The following is a 21,106-nucleotide window of genomic DNA, read 5'->3' on the forward strand; positions in this document are numbered from 1 at the left end:
GAGGATACTATGATTCTATTTTAAATATGAATGGCGATGCTGTCATGTATTTACCGCCCTGCGATGTAGTAAACATGTAAGTGGGTTTACCATTTTGAAATAAAAGCTGAGGCCTTTCAAACCGGCCGTATTTATTCAAATATTTCGGTGGCGGTGGTTGATTGATATGATAATATTCAGCATTAAAATAGCCAATCTCCGGTTCGCTCCATTTTTTACCGGTTTTTGATTCCATGTATAAACCATACTGGTGATTAAATACCCCCATATCCCGGGCAAGCATTCTAAAGCGTCCCCTGTCAAGCCAAACAAAAGCATCCTCCAACTGGGCATTATTGCCCCGTCCCGAAAAATCTATAACCGGGTTGCCATCATACTTGATATAAGGGCCTTCCAGCTTATCGGCAATAGCTAAACCATATTTACGGTTCCCCTTTACCAGCGGGTCGGTTGATGTTTCATATTCTTTGGTGTTCCATGATTTATAAAACAGCCAGTATTGCCCGTTGGGATGCTTAACAAATGCCGGATTGGTGGTACAATGATCGTCCCAAGCCCCTTCGGGACCGGGCAGCAGCAACGGTTGATCCGGACGGGTCCAGGGGCCATCAAGCGAATCGGCCATCGCCAACCCTATCCGTTTTGTATTGGTTTTACCGTTAGAGTTGCCCATAAAAAACAGGCAATATTTACCATCAACTACTTTTATTGATGGGTTATGACAGGTAGTTGCATCCCAATAACCCGGACCTCGCGGGGCAAGGATTACTTCTAAAAACTTAAATTCGCTTTCCGGCGTATCTGCCACAGCATGGCATATTTCAGATCCGTTGATCCATCCGCCCATTTTTTTTGAGGCAACCCATCTCGAAAAAAACACATGGATCCTACCATCGGGCCCCTCTATCGGACTATTGCACCAAACGTAATAGCCCTCCATTTCCAATGCACGACCAACAGGCTTCAGCTTTTTGGCGAAAGCGGAAACATGATCATCGGTATTACCAAAGGCCAAACCCGGCAATAATGCCATAGCCGAAGCCATGCTTAACCATTCAATAAAATCTCTTCTTTTCATCATCCAAACAACTATGTTTATTGAACCTATTGTTTTAAATATTTATTGAGCGCCAACTGATTGAACGATCGGATACCCTGAATAACCAATTTGGCATTTAGCTGCGCACCCGGCTCCAAGGTGTGGGTAGCGTCGGTACCGAAATAGGTTGACTTAACCTTTGCTTCACCTTCCGCATCATAATCATCGGCAATTAGTTTGTTTAGGTCGATGAAAAAAGCCCCGGTTTGTTCGCCCAGCTCACGCGCCCATTGCCCGTAACTGTTTTCATTGTTGCGCCCTGCAGATTTGCCATCTTTCCAAACATTACGTGGTATCGGGGAGCAGATGATCGGAGTTGCACCCTTTGCTTTAATATCAGCGATAAATTTGCGCATATACCAGCCGTAGGTATGTACCACCTCTTTTACTTTCCTGATCGGGTTATATATTTCCTGTTGTTCGTCACCAATACCTTTGATAGTTCCGCGGGCACGTGCCGTATCATCCAGCGCACTGGCATCGTTATGGCCAAACTGCATGATCACAAAATCGCCGGGTTTAACTTTAACCAATACCTTATCCCACAAGCCCATGGTTTGGAAAGTGCGGCTGCTGGTGCCGCCAAGCGCATCATTTTCGACCGTTATTTTTGTTGTATCAAAATAAGGGGCTATGTAATTTCCCCATCCCCATAAACCACCATCGCCTTTGCCCTTACCATTTTTCACAGTCGAATCGCCTATGAGGTAAAAGGTTGGTTTATTGGCAGGTTTCATCAACATAAAAGAAGATAACACTATACTCAGGGCGAGCAGTAAGCTTAAGCCGGCATTTGTACGGATCATATTTTTCATAGCAGCCTGAAATTTAGTTTTTAAGGTATTTATTCAAAGGATTTGCGGGATTGGCCTTAATGCCATCAACTACTGACTCGGCATTTACAATGGCGCCCATTTTGTTAGTGTGAGTATGATCTCCGGGGAAAAACTTCTTAACCGAATCGGCTCCCCATTTATCATATTTATCGGCAGTGATACGGTTCATATCAATGAAGATGACGCCTTCCTGCTGCGCTACTTCCTGTGCCCATTTACCATATTCATTATCGGCACGGATAACCTTGCCATCGCGAAACTCGTTCCTCGGGATCATGGATAGTACAATAGGCGTTGCACCTTTAGCTTTGGTATCCCTTATAAATTTGTGAAAATACCAGCCATAGGTATGTACAGTTTCCTTAGTGCCGTTAGGCCAGGTAAGCTCTACAGTTTCATTACCGGTGCCTTTTAATACGCCACGGTAACCGGCTTTGGTAGTATCGGGTTTACTGCCTTCATTATGGCCGAATACCATCATCACATAGTCGCCCGGCTTTAAAAGCGAATCGACCTTATTCCAGCGGCCTTCCTTTATAAAAGTGCGAGTGCTGCGACCGGCCATGGCATGGTTTTCAATATTGATCTTTGCCAGATCGAAATAATATGGGATGATGCTTCCCCAGCCCCATGTTTCTTTATCGTTGTTATGCGTAGTGGAATCGCCAATTAAATAAATGGTTGGCTTTTGCTGATTGATAAAAGCCAGGCCTGCAAAAGCCATTACTAATAAAGCTAAAACCGGTTTCAATACTTTCATATTATTTTTTTATGTTTTTAGGCTTCAGTTCGTCCGGAGCGCCGTTGGTATAGGACACAAACACCTCTTTTGAAGCAGTTTTAAAAAGATCATCAATGGCTTCTATCGATATGCTATCAGCAGGTTTAAACTGCGCTGAAGACATGTATTTTAAAATACTGTAATATAATTGCTTGGCAGCAGGCCTGTCGTCGCCGGTTGTTGGCGAAAGATCGGCACTGCTTACCATCAGACTGCCCTTACCCACCCTTGCTTCAAAGAGCAACGCCAAACGGCGGTTCATGAACCACGTATCGATAGGCTGAATAACCGGGCGGAATGTCGCCGGAAAATCTTCCAGGTGCATTACCTGGGCGTTCGAGAGGATATCCCACCATTGTATTTCACTGTATGACGATGTTGAGAAATCATCAAATGCAGGATGTTTAGGATCGCATACAAAACCCAGCGTATGCGGCGGGCGCATTTTAAACCAGGAGGTATTCCAGAAAACCGGGGTAAAAGATTGTATAACTTCTTTACCCTTTATTACCTTGCCTGAAGCATTCAGAAATACTTTGCCGCCATGATTAAGTACTTCTTTGGCCTTTTCATCCAGCGAGGTGGTGTAATACACATCGGTTTTTATAGCAGGCAAGGTTGCCGGATACACCCAAAAGTCCCAATCGTTTACATATTGAGTGTTGGGCACAGCTACTTCAAGGTTCAGTTTTACCGGCGATTTTATTTTTGGTAAAGCCACACTAATCACTCCTGCCTGCTGGCAGTTACCCATTACAAAACTTTTCTTATCCAACACACCCGTGTTGATTACTTTATGCTGTGCATCGGTTAATTTCCAGTTAAGCTTGGTTACCATAGGCCTGCTATAGTTAAACAGCTCAACCTGCGCCTTTAGCGTTTCGTTGTTTTGGTATACAAACTTTTCGGTACGGATAAGCGGTACGGTGGCATTGCAAAACCGGGCAAACTGCTTTGCAGTTATATAACCCTTGCTATCCCAAAAGGCATTGAGTATCCCAACCAGTGCCGTTCCCTGCCCCGGATAGTCATTTAACGAAAGCAACTGAAAACCCGAATATCCGGGCGTACGCATGGCTTTTTCAATTTCGTGCTTATAACATAAAGCCTGTAATTTTCCCGAAGCCATCAGGAATTTTTCGGCCTCATCGGCCATTCCATGATCTTGGAGGTCTTCCTGAAAAAGTTCGAAATTTTTAGCTCTATAGATGCCGGTATATTTCCTAATCTCCTTAAAATCGGGAAAAGCGCAATACTGCCCCATTTCGTGGGCTACAAAGGGCACATTAAACTGGGCTATCTGTTTGCTATAATCCGAATAACTTTCTGGCCGCTGGTTCCAGGCCAGGCCACGCGCGCCCGCACGGGCCATATATTCGTTATTAGGGATCACCGGCCAGCTGCCGCCTACCGCTGCACCGGTATACAACCTGCGTGGATCTTTGGCTTTCCAGTAATCAACAAATTTGGTAAGGTATTCTACCTGTTTACCACTGGGCTCATTGCCATAAGCCATCATGCAAAACGAAGGATGATTACCGTACCACTTAACCATGCGGTTTGTTTCGTCATAAATATATTGGTCGATGGGCCGTCCTAAACCTAAACCGCTGCCGTGGTTGGCCCATGAAGGCCCCTCTACATGCAGGTAGAGCCCGGCTTTATCAGCGGCATCGAAAGCAGCCTCGGGCGGGCACCAGGAGTGGAAACGCATGTGGTTAAGCCCATGCTCCCTGCAAATTTTAAAGATCCTATCCCATTCTGCTTCGGTGGTGGGCGGATAACCCGTAAGTGGGAACTCACAGTTGTTCACTGTACCGCGCAGAAAAACGGGTTTGCCGTTTATGTTAAATGTCTTTCCATCGGCTTTAAACTCATGCATGCCAAAATTCATCTCCCTCGTATCTGTTGATCCGTCGCCGGTCCGCAGCGTTGCTGTAAGCCGGTATAAAACCGGATTAAATTCATCCCATGTCTGCATTTTAGCGCTCATTGGCAAATCAATCGTTAACTCTGCTACGCTATCTTTGATATTAACAGGTTTACTTACAGCAGGTATAAGCTGTGAAACCGGGCTATTAAATGCTTTAGCCGAAAGTGTGATTTTACCGTTAACAGCTCCGCGTTCGGTTTTAATTCGTACTTTGATATGGGCTGTTTTTTGTTTCAGATCAGGGTAAACCTGGATCTCATCCAGCCAGGTCTGGTCTCCGGCTCTCAGCTCCATTTTTCCGATCACGCCATTCCAGTTGCCCTGTGTATGATCAGTAATACTATGTGAATCGGGTCCTACGTTGATCGCTTTAACGCGGTTATCAATACAAAGTGTAATTTGATGTTTTCCGGGCGATAGTTTGTTTCCCAGATCAAATTGATGCGGGGTTACCAGGCTGTTTTGCATCCCAATTTCGGTATCATCAACCCATAACCTGGTTTCGGTATGAGCCCGTTCGAGGAAAAGCACGAGATGTTTATTTTTCCAATCAGCAGGAATAATTACTTCTTTTTTATACCATGCCGCTCCTGTGTAATGTTTCGGCGGTGTAAGCCAGAAAGGGATTTTGAGATTGCCGGGAACCCGGTACTTGGCTAAACGCGGGTTATAAAACCATGAACTGTCATAAATACTGCCTGTCCATTTTGTTTTAAAGGTGATGTCGTCACCCTTTAAGTTTTGGGCCATGGAACCCGGCAAATGGATAGTATCCGTTAGTGATCTCAAAAACCATTTCTCTTCAATCCCCTTATCAGCGCGATCCATCTGAAACTGCCAACGACCTGCCAGCGAAATAACATCACCATTCTTTTGTGCCGAAGGAAATGACCATGCACTAAAAAGCAATACCAAACTTGCTCCCACGCAAATAAGAGTTCGCTTTAAAAGCTTGTATTTATTATTGACCGGCTCCCGCATCATTTAAATTAAGTTTGTACTATCCTGAGTAGTGATCTGCGAGTTTTTCCACTCCCATCCTTTTGCAAACTGCACATCGCCCGCCGTGCCCGACTCAATATTAACCCCATCAAAATGGAAATTTTGCATCGTAGACTCTTTAAGACCTATAGCGTTAATGGCCTTTTTAGCACCTGTTACTTTAATATTTGAAATAAAAACATCTTTGAAATGCGGGATCCCTTTTTCGGCAGGTTCCACTTTATGCAGGATCTTTTTCCAATGGTCGGGCAGCGTCGCTTCAATGTAACCATCGGGCAGTTTAGAATAACTGTAGCTTGGGTTCCAGTTCATGGTGATTTGAAAGGCCGTGCCTACACCGTTCATCGTTATATTGGTAAAGTGGATATCTTCCACCGTGCCCCCCCGGGTAATGGCCGACTTAATGTTTAACCCATTACTTGTTCCGTTACCTGTCAGGTCGGTAGCAAGCACGTGCCTGATCCCACCCGACGTTTCGCTGCCACAGGTAAGCAACCCTGCACCCGCCCTTGATACACATTTACGGATCACCACATATTCGGTCGGTTTATTTACCCGCAACCCATCCCAATCCCTGCCGGCTTTAAGGCAAAAGTCATCATCGTTACAATCAATATCGCAGTTTTGCACAAGGATCCAGCTTGATGAATCTATATCTATACCATCTGTCGATGGCCCATGTCCATCAACATTGTTGCGGATGGTAATGCCATCAACAGTAACATGATCTGAGTAAAGCAACTGCACCGTCCAGAACCCGGCCTGTTGCAGCGTAATGTTTTTAATGGTAACATCTGCCGAATTAGAAACCAATAACGTACGCGGGCGCCTGGCGTCATAATCAACTATCCAGCGCAAACCTTTAGGGTCATATTCAGCCCGCATTTTCCGGTAGAGATCCCAAAATGGTTTACCCTGTGCGTTTACCAGTCCTTTCCCGGTAATTGCCACATTGGCTTGCCCGGCTATGTTGATCAAAGCGGCAGGCCATTTCATTTCAATACCGGCAACGCGGGTATCAATTTCGGGATAATCTTTCAGATCCTGGCTACCCAACAACGTTACTCCCTCATCAATATTCAGGCAAACATTATTCTTCAAAAAAATTGAGCCGGTTAAATATTTACCCGGCTTAAATGTGACTATGCCGCCACCTTTTGCCGAACACTGATTAATAGTTTTCTGTATGGCGGCTGTGTTTAAGGTGACACCATCATTGACTGCGCCATTATCATTTACATACCACACCATTGTTTTTTGCGGCGCGTGCCTGGCCCCAACCTTTTTTGCCCAGTCAAGCTTAGTTTGCCCGTTTACCGCATTTGCGGTAATAACTATCAGGAAAACCGAATAACGTAACAATTTCATAGGTAAGTTTAATCTTTAAATGGTTTATTCCCCCCAAACAGGCATAGCCCGTCAACCTAAGGTATAAAAAGCGGGGGTACGTGCGATTCCCCTCTTGAGAGGGGCGGAGGGGTGTGTCTCTGCTTTGATAAGCCTACTGCAGAAACACACCCCTGCTACCACTCGCCCCTCCGCGCCCCCTCTCAAGAGGGGATTTTAAAATCTTCTATTCAATCCCCCACATAAATTGGCGGCTATACCCAAGCAGGGGGATAAACCACTCTTACGATGATCAATATAGCTTGTTCATCATTTCCCCGAAATCAATATCCGGGATTTTGTGAATATAAGCCCGGTGCCGCATCCAATTGTGTTTGTGGTACAGGGTAAATAACGTAATTAGCAATAACCGGCTTTATCGCTTTCTGAGCATCTTCTTTAGCGATCCAACTGTTCATAATAGTTACCAGGTTACCACTTCTTTGCAGGTCGAACCAGCGCGAACCTTCATCGGCAAATTCCCTGCGGCGCTCATCAAACAATTGTGCCAGCGTTACACCTGTTACCGGCGGTAAGCCGGCCCTTGTACGTACCTGGTTAACAATAGCGTCAACATCAGCCTGTGAACCTCCGGTTGCACCATTCAAGATACACTCCGCCTTAAGCATTAACACATCGGTATACCTGATAGCGATAAAGTTAATACCCCAGTCAAAGCGGCTGGCCGTTGGGATTTTAGTTATATCAAGCCATTTTTTAAAGAAAGGGCGATTTTCTGTGCTGCCCGCATTAGTGTAACCCGCGGTATATACTGTAAACGCTTTGCGCACATCGGCGGCGTCATAGCTGTTGGCCAGATCATTTGATACCGGGATGATTTCCAGGCTTCCATTTGATTTGGTATCCTTAATAGATAAAAAGTAAGCATTAGGTGTAAGTACCCAAGGGTATGAAGCTCCGTAAAGGTCGCTGGTGCCGCTTATAGCACTGGTATACATCACATCAAAAATAGCTTCTTTATTAACGGCAGGGCTTTGATTGGTATATGAAAAAATATTGCTGTAAGTGGGTTCAAAAGCAAACTTACCGCTGCTGATAATATCCTGCAATAATGGCAAAGCCAAATTCCATTCGTTTGATCCCGTTCCAGGCCCCTCAATACCGTAATTCGGTGCCGATTTAGCCATATACACCTGTGCCAGCAAAGCTTCTGCAGCGTATTTGGTGGCACGGCCTACGTCTACCCCGGTATATGTGGTGGGTAAGTTGGCTACGGCGGATTGCAGATCGGCTATAATCAGTTTGTAAACATCAGCTACAGAACTGCGACCGATAGAATTTGCTTCAGGCGCAGTAACCGGGTGGTCGATGATTGGAAGCTTACCAAAATACCTAAGCAGATCGAAGTAATATAACGCCCGCAGAAACTTAGCTTCGGCCTGTAACCTGGTTGCTAATGAAGCCGAACCTATGTAGCTGCCATTTTTGGCAACCTGGTCAAGCAGGGTATTAGCCCTGAAAATACCGTTAAAGTCGGTGCCCCAGGCTTCGGTAACGTAAGCGTTTGCTGCTAATGATGGCGAAAAATCATTCACCGGGTCCCAGTCGCGCACGGTGACCGAAACACCATAAATATTATCCGAACGAATTTCAGACATATTAGCTAACCGCACCGGGTAATTGTGCAGATCGGCATAAATAGCGTTTGTTGCCTGCAAAAAATCGCTTGGCGATTTATAAAAAGTTGCTGTTGTTGAGCTGGATATTGGTACCTGATTTAAATCCTTATTACAGGAAGCCATTAAAATAACAGCTGATATGGTTGATAGAAAAAATATCTTTTTCATTTTAATTGGTTGAAATAATTAAAAAGTAACATTTAAGCCGAAAATCAATGATTTAGCCAGCGGCAAGCCTCCGTAATCCCCTGCTTCGGGATAGTTACTGTCAGAACTGATGGCTGTGTTTTGCGCCTCCGGGTTGAAACCTCCATAATATTTGTCATGCCCGAAGAAGTTTTCGGCCGTAACATACAAGCGTGCTGCTCCTAAAACTTTGGTTTTAAAGACATTTTTAAGATCGTACCCTAACGCGATATTTCTAACCCTCACATAATCTGAAGAGTACAACCAATCGGTATTGGCTACGAAACCGAATGTAGAATAGGCTTTGCTAACGCGGCCGGCGCCCTGGTTTTCAGGAGATCTCCAGCGATTATCATAAAATGCAGGAGCATTATCAGTAAAGCCCTGGCCGGTACGGGTTATAGCCCTGCCCAGTAAGGAATAAACAGATCCTCCATTTTGGCCCTGCACTAAAACACTGAGGTCGAAACCTTTCCAGCGTACAGTATTGGTAATACCCCAGGTATAATTGGGGTTGGGATGGCCAACAATTTGTTTATCAGCTTCGGTTATTACACCATCGCCGTTAAGGTCCTGGTACTTTGGATCACCAACGGTTTCGCCAGTGCCGTAGGTTGCCACATGGTTATCAAGATCGGCCTGTGTAAGGAAACCGATTTGCCTTACCACATAGATACTGTTTATTGGCTGGCCTACGCGCAAAATAGCGTCTGAAACATCAAAGGAGTTTGGAATAATAATTTGTTTCTGATTACCGTAAAGGCTTACGATTTTATTTTTGTAATGACTGATATTAATCGAGGTACTCCATTGAACCTTACCAACCAAGTTACGACTGGTTAATTCCAGCTCCTGGCCAACGTTGCGCACAGAACCGGCATTGCGCAGCTGGCTGCTGAAACCGGTAGATTGCAGGATAGGTACGTTCAGCAATAAGTCGGTATTTAGTTTATTATAGTAATCAAATGAACCGGTTAAACGGTTGCTAAAAAAACCGAAGTCGAGGCCCACATCATAAGTTTGTGATTTTTCCCATTTGATATCGGGGTTCGGGAGGTTGCTTGGGGCCTGACCAATGGCCAATGCCTGCGGCGAACCCAAAACATAACCATATGAACCTATTTGCGAAATACTTCCATAATCGGCAATGCTGTTATTACCATTTACGCCATAACTAAAGCGTAGTTTCAAGTCGCTCATTACAGGCAGCTTTTTCATAAAATCTTCCTGAATGATGCGCCAGCCTACAGACGCCGAAGGGAAAATACCGTATTTGGTATTGCCGCCAAACCTTGAGGAACCGTCTTCACGTAAGCTTGCGGATAAGAGATACTTGTTCTTATATGCATATTGCGCGCGGCTAAAGTATGATACCAACACACTTTTAGTGCTGGAGGTGCTGCCTGTTACCGCTGCGGCAGCATTTAAAGTTTGGATGACGCTGCTAGTATAACCGCCAACTGATGATAATGAAGACTGATCTAAACGATCTGTATTGTAAGACTGGCCTAACAATATACTCAGACTGTGATTTGCGTGAATAGTGGTATTATAAGTCAGCGTGTTTTCATTAACAAAGGTTTGCCTTTTAAAGGTGCTGTATGATCCTGAAGTATTAGCTGTTAAATTAGGATTTTTAGCAGCATCAAATGTTCTGGAAGCAAGATTACCGGCTATTGTATACGGTGTGTAGCTATTAGTGGCATTGTCAACATTATCCAGGTTCAGTGAGCTTCTTAATGTTAACCCTTTTATAATTTCGTATTCGGCAAATATGCTGCCTAATGTGCGGTATTTTTTGGTTTGTCCTACCTTGTTCTCCAATTTAGCGATAGGGCTGTTTGCCGAGTTGCCCCAGGTATATTGTCCGTTCTTAAACGCGTTGGGGTATAAACCTACCGTATCTTCCTGGATAGGGCTATAGCTTATGGCCTGGTGAAAAATATTGTCTTTTCCTTCTACCCCAGGATCCTGCGAAATTGAATAAGTAGGTGCAATGTTTAAACCCAATTTCAGGTTTTTGGCAATACGAGCCTCCACATTGGCCCTGGCCGAGTAGGCTTTATAACCCAGGCCTTTCACAAAGCCATCCTGGTTGGCATAGTTTCCTGAAATAAAATAATTTACAAATTCGTTGCCACCGCTTGCGCTCAATGCCTGGTTTTGCATGGCACCTTTCTGCTCAATCGCTTTCTGCCAGTCTATATACTGCAGGCCGGGGTAGCCCGGCATGGCCCATCTCGGATCGAGCATATAGGCTGAGCTAAAGGCACCGCCATTCATCGCCTGGCGTGTTGCATTATCATCACTGGCAGTTGCACCTTTTGCACCATATTTGAGCACATAGGCAGCATTGATCATTTCGGTAGCCCTGTCAATCCATTGGTCGCCGTTAAGCATGGGCAAATATTTAGCCGCAGCATTATAACCATAGTAAGCACTATAGCTAATTTTAGCCTTACCCGATTTCCCTTTTTTGGTAGTGATCAAAACAACACCGTTTGAGGCCCTTGAGCCGTAGATAGCCGCGGCAGCCGCATCCTTTAAAACCTGGATATCTTCAATATCATTTGGGTTGATATTATCGAGCGGGTTTCCTGAGCCAAAGCTACCACCGCTGCCTATTGCCGATACAGACAAAGGAAAGCCATCTATTACATATAAGGGCTCATTACCGGCACTTATGGAGCCGCTGCCGCGCACGTTAACACTAAATGCTTTACCCGGTACACCCGTTGTTTGCTTAACAGTTACACCTGCCATTTGGCCTACCAAGGCCTGGTCAACACGGGTTATAGCCCGCTCGTTCAGGTTATCGGCCTTGAAGGTAGCCTGAGATCCGGTAACATTAGCCCGTTTTTGAGCGCCGTAGCCGATTACCACCACTTCGTTCAATTGCGATTCAGTTTCCGTTAAACTAACATTGATGGTATTGTTTGTGCCTACGGTAACTTCTTTAGCATCAAAACCGATTGATTTAAATATTAATACCTCTCCTGTTGAGCCCTTAATGGCGTATTTTCCGTCTATATCAGACGTGGTACCCGATTTCGTGCCTTTTATTTGCACGGAAGCAGCCGAAACCGGTTGGTGCTTACTATCTGTAATAGTACCCGTAATGCTAAGCTTTTGTGCCAATGCACTGTTTGCCCCTGCCACATTAAAGAGCAGCAACAGCAATAGCATTTTACAAGAATAAATAAAAATTCTTTTCATAAAATCAAATTAAGGGGTTTACTGTTTGGTACAGTTTGGGTTATAATTGTATAAACGAACATAAAAGTTAATTTCAATAATACCATCCTGTAGTATCCTGCTCCAATACATTAAAAACACAAAAAAAGGCGGCCAACATGACCACCTTTTTGAAATAAATCCTTAAATAATTACTTAACAAACAACGGCTTAACCGGCTCAAGTGTTACCGGACCAATCAAACCTGAAGGCTTCGGTTCCCAGTTTACAGCTGTAAAAAGTCCGTCCGGTCCTTTAGAACCCGGACTGTGTGATTGAAAATTGGTATTATAAAATATACGGTATGGGATATGCTTCCTATCCATGTCAATGATCCGGTTAACCATGAGGTTAGCTACCCTTACTTCCAACTGATTGACCGTCCTTAACTGTGCTGAAGGTATAGTAACTACATATTGCGGACCGATGAGCGTGGTCAGCTTTTTTCCGTTTAAATAAACCTCTGCACTTTCATTAACTTTCCCCAAATCAAGCTTCCAGACAGCAGCATTTTGCACCGGCTTTTTAAAGGAGATAGCGTAACTGCCCGTTCCGGAAAAAGCCTTGAGATCATCACCGCCTAAATCAGTCCATGATTTGAGCGCTGCGGTTTTTATTGGTTGAGGTAATGTTGGGCCACCTTCGGTAAAGCTCAGTGTCCACGTACCGTTAACAGGCACTTTATTACCTACAACCTGATAATAAGGATACGCTGCTATTTGAGTTTTTACAGGCAGGGTTTGTAAAATACAGCTTTGTCCGGGCGATAATTGCAGGTATACGCTGGTTTTACCATCGGCCTGCTTGCGGCTTTTAGCCAATCCGTAACTTTTTGTCATCGGATCAAATACTACTACTGATGCAGCATTAACAGATAGATCAACCCAACCATTAACCTGGTTACCGCCGCTATTTGTTATAAAGTAGCAGTTCCCATTTTCATAAGTACGGCGTACAAATTGCAGCCCTTTATCGGTCATTTGTTCCCTGTTTATTCCCGCCGCGTCCAGCAACGGAACAATATCATCTGCTATTAAAAAACGGCCTTTGCCAACTTTGGCAGTTTTAACACCATTATTTTCAGCAGTAAAATTAAGCCCGGCAAGCACTGTTTTAAATGCTTTTTCGCGTTCCTGCAACCCGGAATATCCCGGAACACCCGATGGAAGATTTTTATACACCACAATTGTTGCCCCGGCCTTTGCCAAATCCACCATTTTATTAAAGGTTTCGAACGGGATATATTTATTATCAGGCAAAAGGATAGTCTTATAATTAAGACCGCCGGTAAGCAAATGACCACCGGAGGTTTGTAAATCCATTATTTGCTTATCTGATATAAAATCAAACGTGTAGCCTTGTTTAAGCATTTCTTCGGCAGAGGATTCAAAGCCTGTCCCCTTAAAATCGGGTTTCATGGCATCATAATGCTTAAGCAGGCCCCTATCCCCCGGCTCGGAAAAGCTATCAAATAACGGGTAATAAACCAATATATCATTATTGGGCTTTCCTTGCTGCAAAAACGACTGACAATTAGTTATGTATTTATTTAATGTTGAAAAATCATTCCAGAACGGATTGGTTTGATTAAAATGTACCGCGGCATAAAATAACCACCCCGGCCATTGGGCATTTTGAGGCGAGTAACTGATTCCGTGATAGAAAATATGGTTTACGCCTCCTACAAAATATTTATCAATAGCCTGTTTAACATCTCCTAACGACGATAGAAAATGATCATTAAGCCATGTCGCCGACTCAGACGATGCAAGGGGCTTCCCCATTACATGTGCTGCCGATGTGGCAAATTTAAACCGCAGCACATCATCGCCCTCTGTTTCGGGAATATCAATAGCAGCATACAGATCCAGTATATTTGATGGGGAACCGTGTGATTGATTGCGGATTAAAGCGCCCCTGGTTTTAGCCCAGCCATGCCATGGTTTGGTAAAATCATCAAGCAACAGGTCGGATATAGTTTCCCGGTAGTCACACAGGATACGGCTATTGTTTTCTTTGCTATCATTACCAAACAGAGCAGGCAAGTGATCGCGCAGATCGTACCCGCGGCGTTTAATAAATTCGTCAAAAAACAGCGGGGTAAAGTTCGATTGCCCGCGAGCATCATCCACTTCGTACGAGTCATTAAAATATGCCCTGATCCCGCTTAAATCCCGCCCTTTAAATGCCTGATCAAACCGGGCAAGGTAATGATTAACTGCCGGCTTGGAAAAATGATCGATAACATAACCCTCACCTCCGGGAGCCGCACGCTCAACCATCTTACCATGCCAACCCTGGAAAAGTGCATAAAGTTTCCATTCGCCGGCGGGTGCTGTCCAGTTAAGTTTGCCGGCTGCATCAACTTTATCGGTAAGGTTCAATACCTGCCCCTTGTCATCATAAGCCATTAAAACCGTTAAAGGGATCCGTTTCTCAAACCTTACCTGGTCAAGGGCTATTAACTGGAGGTTTTTATTGCTGCTGATGGGTTCAACAAGGTCGGTGATCTTCGGAGCCTGGCCGTCCGCCCTCACTAAGGGTTGCTGCACAAATACCACGGCGTCGCTTAGTTTTTCGCCGCCTTTAACATCGTAATTTTTCCAGAACATTTCCTTACTGGCATCTTCATTGGTAACCCAAGGGCCACCAAAAGGCCAGCCAGTGGCATTAGCCAAATCGATACCCATATTTAGCCGCTTCGCCTCTGTGAGTGTATACTTTAACATATCTACCCATTGCGGCGACAGGTATTTTATAAACTCATTTTCGTGCCCTTTTACACCATAAATCGGCGTTATTTCCAAACCACCCAAACCTGCATTATGGTAGCTTTCCATGTTCCAGGTAAGGTCTTTTTTGTTTACAGCGCTGCCCTCCCACCACCAGCGGGCCCAGGGTTTAGTCTGTTCAGTAGTTGCAGGCCAGCCAACTTGTGCAGATGCTGTTTGAGTGCCAGCTAACAGTGCAATTACAACAGCCTTTTTTAAATTATTTTTAATGAATGACATCTGTTTAAAATTATTGATGTTTAGCAATTTCCACAGCGTAAACACCTTCGTGACCTTCAAAGTTGGCCCTGAAGATAACCCATTTTTCATCGGGCGAGAAATGCACATTAGGTTCCAGGTGGTAATTATGATGTTTCATATTTACCAGTTTTTCTGATTTAAAATGATCACCATTGGGCTTAAATAAATAGATCCACATGCCATCGGGTGCTTTGGCTACCTGCCCGGAATTGCCACCGTCGCCGGCAAAGGTTTGCTCATCTTTAGTTACATTAAAATGGATAGACCATTCGTTCCTGTCCATTTGATAAACACGGTCTTCTTTTCCTGTTTTCATGTTGATACCTGCCAGAAAAAAAGTTTGCCCTTTAGGTTTCTGCAAATCAAACCACTCAGTATTGCCCAACGGTGAAAAAAACTCATGACCGGCTATTTCATTGACCATGGTGCGCTTGTGCAACAGCTTGTTTTCGCCGGTTTTTATATTGATGTTCCAAATCCGGTCCACCTTTTCCCAGGGGCCTTCATGGCAATATGAAAGGTTATCAGGATCCGTCGGTGAAAAAAGCAGGTGATTTGTCCACTCGTTTTCCTGGTGTATTTGTTTCAATGCTTTATGTTTAACGTCGAGCACGTATAAAGTATGTTGGATATGCGCATCATAGATCCGGTTAAAGAAATCATGCTTTTCGGGATATTTTGCAAGTATTTCACGTTCCTGCTCGCCGGTAGCCTTAACGCAGGCCATATAGGTTCCATCGGCATTTACGGTACCCACCCTTCCTTTAAAATCGGGTGCAAAGGCGTAGATAAACCTTGTTTTGTGCGTGTTAACATTTACAGCGAAGATACTATCGGCACTTTGATAAAAGGCTTCACGGGTTTTGGCACAGACCATCTCGCCGGATACTTTTGTCCTGTTCGTTAGCTGTTCTATTTTCTGCGTTTTTAAATTAACCGTAAATAGCTGCTCTCCCTTATCCGTTTTACCGTAAAACACCATCAAATCGCCTTCATTCTTCAATTGAGGAACAAAAGGCGTATTGTTAAAATAAAAACTGCCATTGTCATTTTCGCGGTTCACCAGGCGCATCACTTTATGACCGGTTTCGCTATCAATCCATTGTTCGGGCATATGCCTGGTGCCACCTGTTTCCATTACTTCCTGGGCCTCTACAACCTGTGAAAGGACAAGCAATAGCTGTACGGGTACAATGAGCCGCAACGAAACGCAAACAGAACGCAGCAAGATCTTGTAAGGCAGCTTGATCATTATAGTATAATTTATCTGGTTACCGGCCGGTTTATACGGGCCGAGGTTTATAATAGATAAAGTTAGAGCATGTTTATACCAACAGCGTCCTGCACCATCCTGACTGAAGGCTCTCTTATTGTAACAAATTCATCACTTTATTTATTTTGGCTGCTTATTAAGCTTCCCCGGCTTACACACGCAAAAGGTGGGAGTCTTATCAAACCTAATTTGATTAACTTTAAGTTTTTGCCAGTAGCCAGTTCAATAGTTATGAAGTCTTCACGATTTTTAGAATACATTTATATTGATTATTATTCGTCTACCCCCAAATACATCCAGTTAGCTAACTCGATCATCAAAAGTGTACGTGAAGGAAAATTAATCATTAACGAAACGCTGCCATCCATTAACGAGTTAAACTGCAACTTTGAAATATCACGTGATACTGCTGAAAAAGCTTACAAACACCTGAAATCAATCGGTTTGCTTGGCTCGGTACCCGGCAAGGGGTATTACATCAAAAACACTGAAGCCGGGCAACAGTTTAAGGTGTTTTTAATATTTAACAAGCTAAGCACTCATAAAAAGCTGGTTTATGATGCCATAGTTGATGGCCTTGGGCATGAAGCCGCGATAGACTTTTATATATACAATAACGACTTCGAATTTTTTAAAAAACTACTTCAAAACAACAGCAACGATTATACCCATTATGTGATCCTGCCGCACTTTATGCACGGCGGCGAAAACGTTCACGACATAATCAATATGCTGCCAAAAGAGAAACTAATCATACTTGATAAATTAGTACCGGGAATAAAAGGCGATTTTGCCGCTGTATACGAAAATTTTGAAAAAGACATTTTCCAGGCCTTGGAGGAAGCCCTGCCGCAATTAAGGAAGTATCACACCCTAAAGATCATATTTCCTGAATACACTTATTTTCCGGGCGAAATATTGAAAGGCTTTTTCAGTTTTTGTATCCAATACGCGTTTACTTACAAGGTAGTTCATGACATACAAGGCGAGCCGATACATGAAGGAGATGTATTCATTAACCTGATGGAAAACGACCTTGTGGTTTTGATTGAAAGAATCCTGGCTACGGAATTAAAGATAGGTAAAGATGTTGGCGTAATATCATACAATGAAACCCCGCTAAAAAAAATCATCCTCAATGGCTTAACCACCATATCCACAGATTTTGAACAAATGGGAAAAATGACCGCGGATATTATTAAAAATGGTTCTACCGGCCGTTACGAGGTGCCTTTTTACCTTACACTCAGGGCTTCGTTATAGCGATTTTCGGATAATTATTTTAAAAGCGTTTTTAATAACGGCAGCTTTGTTTTGCAACATTAGCTCAGCTGCTTTTCTGCCCATTTCTTCAAAATCACTGGTAATAACGGTAATATCCAATAATTCTTTAAACACGGTTTCATTAAAAGATATGATCCCTATATCTTTCCCTAATTCATATCCACTTGCTCTCGCGCCTTTAATCAAATCGGCCAGGTCATTTTCGGTCAAAACAATATAAAGGGTGCCTTTTTTTAGATCGTCTGTTTTAAAAGCGTCTATTACTTCAAACTTTTTGTTTTTCTCTTCACAAAACTGCATTATTCCATCCTTAATCTCGGGCGGATGGTGACGGTCTACGGGATATATGATTATTAATTTTTTGTATTTGGCAATCAGATCGGTGACCACATTTAATGCACCGTAGATATCGTTGCGAAAATCCTGGAATACAGCCGATTGCCTGCCTAATTTGGGCAAATCTTTATCCAGCAATATCAACTGATCAACCGGGATCTTCTTTAAAATGGTTAAATATTCCTGCTCGTTACTATAATCAAAAAAATGCGGCATTACCACATAATAATGGTAATTGCCCAAATTTGAATCTATACTTTCCTCAAGCAAAGCGGGATTATAATGATGAATATGAAGATCAACCCGGGCTTTATCACCCAGGGTGCGTACGATGGTATCATAAACAGTTTTCTTATAAGAGCTTAACTTATTAAACAATAAAAGTACCTTGATCCTCACATCGGGCTTGCCAACTACAAAATAACCCTTTCCGGAAACCGAACGGATGTAGCCGTTGCTCTTAAGTATCGTGTAAGCTTTTTCAATGGTATCCCTTGCTACGCCGTGTTGCTTGCTGTACGTATTTATTGACAGCAGCTTTTCATTTTTCCGGTAAACCCCCTTGTCAATATTCTTACTGATTGATCCGACAATTTGCTGCACGAGGGATCTCACCCCGTAATTAGCTCTTTGCTTTGTTTGCATTATGCTTGTTTAATTGGTTTACAACGGCGATTTAAACATAGTTTAATTTTATCAAAGCCGTGATAAGCAATGAAAATATAAAATATGTTATTAAATTAAAATATTGGGGGTATAGGCAGCATCGGTATTTTTTATCAGCTATTTTAAGGCTCCACCTCTAATAAAATAAATCTATGTTTAATATGGGCATTTAATAATTTAAGCGTCGCACAAAAACGATAAAACTACCTAACAGGTACAAAAAGCACTGCATCAGCCACAATTACGCCATCCGCGTTTTTATTGGAAATTTCAACATATGCCTTTTTTTCTCCTGAAAAGTTATATAGCCCCAGTGGAAGCCACTCACCTGAAGTTTGGCCTTCTACCTGCAAATCAGACTGGTTGATTATCTTTTCTGTGGCCTTATCACCATCATAAATAGTAATATAAGTTTTTGTTGTCGGATTCATAACCTTAGGAAAATAGGTATAAACGCGGTAAGCACCTTTTTTTAATCTTTCCGGAATAAACCTTACCGATTTTGCAGTTTCTGCTTTTGAATCATCCGTGAGATAGGTTGGCCCATAGCCGCCTGATTTTTCAGTTTTCCAGTCGCCTGTTATGTGACTGTCCTCATTATCAACCAGTACTTCGGGTATACTACCATCTGCAAGAGGGTCTGTCCTGAGCAAGCTTTGCACCTCTTTTACATTAACTTGCTGTACCGCAATCTTTTTATCAATAACCTGGCATGCAGCCACAGCCGAAGATTGGCCTAATACCATGAACACCGGCTCCATCCTGATTGATCCGTAAGCTATATGACTTGCAGATAAGCATACCGGGACAAATAAATTAGCGGCTTCTTTTTGCTTTGGGACTATAGCTCTGTACGAAACAGCGTATGGTGCAAAACCATGTACCTGAACATCTCCCTCATTTTTCACCATCCCGTTCACTACCAGCCTTTCGCAATTATGCGAATCCATACCATATGCGGCCATTCCTACCCCATCTTGTACCTGTTCTTTTCCCTGGCAGTGGTGCTGGGTCATAACCAGTTCACCAATCATTCGTCGGGCTTCCCTGATATAAAGCTGTGGTGTCCAGTTCCCATTATCCGTATATTCATCTTTGGGATACCCCCATTGTTTCATTTCGTCCCTGATATTTCCGGGTATGCGGGTGTCATTGCCGATAAAATAAAAGAAACCTTTGGTATAATCTTCATGCTCCTTCCATATTTTGGCCCTTGTATTATAATCAGCCTCCGGATATTCCCAGTTCATCCCGATCATATCCGTAGAGAAACCTCCGTTATTATTGATATCCGTTTTGCCATTGGGCATTTTACTTATAATAAAAACATCGGAAATTGATTTCCAGGGTTGCTTCTCTTTTAAACGCAGCAGTAACTCATACTTTTTAGGATCATAGTTGTCGGGTTTTGAAATTGGGATCCGGTTTTCGGGCACCTTGGTTAACGTGATACGAAAATTGTATGCCTGCACTTTTTTATCGCCCGCACCATTTACTTGTAATACCTCATTACTTATGCCCCACAATAAACCGCTTTTTGCGTCGCCCGGCACTTTATAGGGATCAATATTATCCGGAAACTGGTGTTTATCCAGCAACTCTACTCCGTTTATAGTTTCATCATACTGGCTGTTAGCTTCTCTTCCTACAGTATAAGAAACACCCGAGCGGGCCATCAGGTCCCCTTCATAAGTACAATCAATAAATACCTTAGCGCGAATAGTTTTATTGGTAGCAGTCGAGGGCTTATAGCTGTCCTCTACTATAATTTCCTTTAGCTGATTTTCTTCCTTTTTCACTTTTATAAGCCTGTTCCGGAATAAAACAGGAAAGCCAGCCCTTTTTAAATAATCGTTAAAAATGCTCTCCGCTACCTTTGGCTCAAATATCCATTGTTCAAATTTTCCATAATGCGTACCTATACGGCGGTAAAAATCCCGCGCTAAGCCCGTCACCACATATTTGTTCCCAATATCCGTATAGCCAAGACCTCCCGAACTCATGCCACCTAAATGCTTTCCCGGCTCTATCAAAATCACCGTTTTCCCCATCTTTTTTGCCGTATATGCAGCGATTACCCCTGCGGAGGTTCCGCCATATACACAAACATCGGCGGTGATTAATTTGCTGCTTTGACCATTAACCGAAGCTCCGGCCATAAAACAGGTCGTTACTATTGCAAGGATGATCACTTTAATATTTTTCATGATTACTTATTAAACATTTCAAATTTTCAGAAAAAGATATGCCGGCAAATCTTAAGGGATAGGTAGTTAAGACTTGTAAATTTTGATTATTTAATTTTAAGCCTAATATCTGACAATTTTAAAAAAATATATAAATGTTTTCAGATCACGCCCGGGAGCTTAAATGATGGCGTATAGGTTTCGGAAGTTTGCTGCGATGAGTTGCCAATAA

12 protein-coding genes are annotated in these 21,106 nt (G+C 43.2%); 1 reads left to right on the plus strand and 11 read right to left on the minus strand.

Annotated elements, in window-relative coordinates; translation table 11 throughout:
* Positions 1-7: 7 nt before the first annotated feature.
* From ACP26M_RS10590 to ACP26M_RS10630, 9 genes are all read right to left on the minus strand, one after another.
* Positions 8-1,081 (minus strand): glycoside hydrolase family protein, encoded by a 1,074-nt coding sequence (locus ACP26M_RS10590; RefSeq protein WP_426588648.1) that lies wholly within the window; start codon positions 1,079-1,081, stop codon positions 8-10.
* 23 nt (positions 1,082-1,104) lie between these two features.
* Positions 1,105-1,914: a rhamnogalacturonan acetylesterase gene (locus tag ACP26M_RS10595; RefSeq protein WP_426588650.1), complete on the minus strand. Its 810-nt coding sequence runs from the start codon at positions 1,912-1,914 to the stop codon at positions 1,105-1,107.
* 13 nt (positions 1,915-1,927) lie between these two features.
* Positions 1,928-2,695 carry a rhamnogalacturonan acetylesterase gene (locus ACP26M_RS10600; protein ID WP_426588652.1) on the minus strand — a complete coding sequence of 256 codons (768 nt, stop codon included), beginning with the start codon at positions 2,693-2,695 and terminating at the stop codon, positions 1,928-1,930.
* Between the two features lies 1 nt (position 2,696).
* On the minus strand, positions 2,697-5,576 hold the full coding sequence (locus tag ACP26M_RS10605; protein WP_426588654.1) for an exo-beta-1,4-galactosidase: 2,880 nt from the start codon (positions 5,574-5,576) through the stop codon (positions 2,697-2,699).
* Positions 5,577-5,633: 57 nt separating this feature from the next.
* The gene (locus ACP26M_RS10610) at positions 5,634-7,019 is read right to left on the minus strand and encodes a glycoside hydrolase family 28 protein (protein WP_426588656.1); all 1,386 of its coding nucleotides are present in this window, start codon (positions 7,017-7,019) and stop codon (positions 5,634-5,636) included.
* 302 nt (positions 7,020-7,321) lie between these two features.
* Positions 7,322-8,845: a RagB/SusD family nutrient uptake outer membrane protein gene (locus ACP26M_RS10615; RefSeq protein WP_426588658.1), complete on the minus strand. Its 1,524-nt coding sequence runs from the start codon at positions 8,843-8,845 to the stop codon at positions 7,322-7,324.
* A gap of 18 nt (positions 8,846-8,863) precedes the next feature.
* Positions 8,864-12,079 (minus strand): SusC/RagA family TonB-linked outer membrane protein, encoded by a 3,216-nt coding sequence (locus tag ACP26M_RS10620; RefSeq protein WP_426588660.1) that lies wholly within the window; start codon positions 12,077-12,079, stop codon positions 8,864-8,866.
* A 170-nt stretch (positions 12,080-12,249) separates the two neighbouring features.
* Positions 12,250-15,108: a glycosyl hydrolase gene (locus tag ACP26M_RS10625; RefSeq protein WP_426588662.1), complete on the minus strand. Its 2,859-nt coding sequence runs from the start codon at positions 15,106-15,108 to the stop codon at positions 12,250-12,252.
* A 10-nt stretch (positions 15,109-15,118) separates the two neighbouring features.
* Complete coding sequence (locus tag ACP26M_RS10630) at positions 15,119-16,381, minus strand: oligogalacturonate lyase family protein (protein WP_426588664.1); 1,263 nt, start codon at positions 16,379-16,381, stop codon at positions 15,119-15,121.
* Between the two features lie 252 nt (positions 16,382-16,633).
* Between ACP26M_RS10630 and ACP26M_RS10635 the strand changes: the two genes are divergently transcribed.
* Positions 16,634-17,665, plus strand: a complete 1,032-nt coding sequence (locus ACP26M_RS10635; RefSeq protein WP_426588666.1) for a GntR family transcriptional regulator — start codon at positions 16,634-16,636, stop codon at positions 17,663-17,665.
* Here ACP26M_RS10635 and ACP26M_RS10640 read toward each other — a convergent pair.
* Both ACP26M_RS10640 and ACP26M_RS10645 read right to left on the minus strand, forming a co-directional pair.
* A complete protein-coding gene (locus ACP26M_RS10640) occupies positions 17,660-18,667 on the minus strand; it encodes a substrate-binding domain-containing protein (protein WP_426588668.1) in 1,008 nt (335 codons plus the stop codon). The two genes, ACP26M_RS10635 and ACP26M_RS10640, sit on opposite strands and share 6 nt — an antisense overlap.
* 224 nt (positions 18,668-18,891) lie before the next feature.
* A complete protein-coding gene (locus ACP26M_RS10645; RefSeq protein WP_426588670.1) occupies positions 18,892-20,895 on the minus strand; it encodes an FAD-dependent oxidoreductase in 2,004 nt (667 codons plus the stop codon).
* Between the last annotated feature and the right edge of the window lie 211 nt (positions 20,896-21,106).

Origin of the sequence: Mucilaginibacter sp. R-33, from assembly GCF_049949235.1 — a bacterium.
GTDB lineage: Bacteria > Bacteroidota > Bacteroidia > Sphingobacteriales > Sphingobacteriaceae > Mucilaginibacter.

Excerpts from the sequence above, each read along its gene's own strand:
- ACP26M_RS10630 (WP_426588664.1), bottom strand. The coding sequence starts at position 16,381 with ATGATCAAGCTGCCTTACAAGATCTTGCTGCGTTCTGTTTGCGTTTCG.
- ACP26M_RS10595 (WP_426588650.1), bottom strand. The coding sequence starts at position 1,914 with ATGAAAAATATGATCCGTACAAATGCCGGCTTAAGCTTACTGCTCGCC.
- ACP26M_RS10610 (WP_426588656.1), bottom strand. The coding sequence starts at position 7,019 with ATGAAATTGTTACGTTATTCGGTTTTCCTGATAGTTATTACCGCAAAT.
- ACP26M_RS10640 (WP_426588668.1), bottom strand. The coding sequence starts at position 18,667 with ATGCAAACAAAGCAAAGAGCTAATTACGGGGTGAGATCCCTCGTGCAG.
- ACP26M_RS10590 (WP_426588648.1), bottom strand. The coding sequence starts at position 1,081 with ATGATGAAAAGAAGAGATTTTATTGAATGGTTAAGCATGGCTTCGGCT.
- ACP26M_RS10615 (WP_426588658.1), bottom strand. The coding sequence starts at position 8,845 with ATGAAAAAGATATTTTTTCTATCAACCATATCAGCTGTTATTTTAATG.
- ACP26M_RS10645 (WP_426588670.1), bottom strand. The coding sequence starts at position 20,895 with ATGAAAAATATTAAAGTGATCATCCTTGCAATAGTAACGACCTGTTTT.
- ACP26M_RS10600 (WP_426588652.1), bottom strand. The coding sequence starts at position 2,695 with ATGAAAGTATTGAAACCGGTTTTAGCTTTATTAGTAATGGCTTTTGCA.
- ACP26M_RS10625 (WP_426588662.1), bottom strand. The coding sequence starts at position 15,108 with ATGTCATTCATTAAAAATAATTTAAAAAAGGCTGTTGTAATTGCACTG.
- ACP26M_RS10635 (WP_426588666.1), top strand. The coding sequence starts at position 16,634 with ATGAAGTCTTCACGATTTTTAGAATACATTTATATTGATTATTATTCG.
- ACP26M_RS10620 (WP_426588660.1), bottom strand. The coding sequence starts at position 12,079 with ATGAAAAGAATTTTTATTTATTCTTGTAAAATGCTATTGCTGTTGCTG.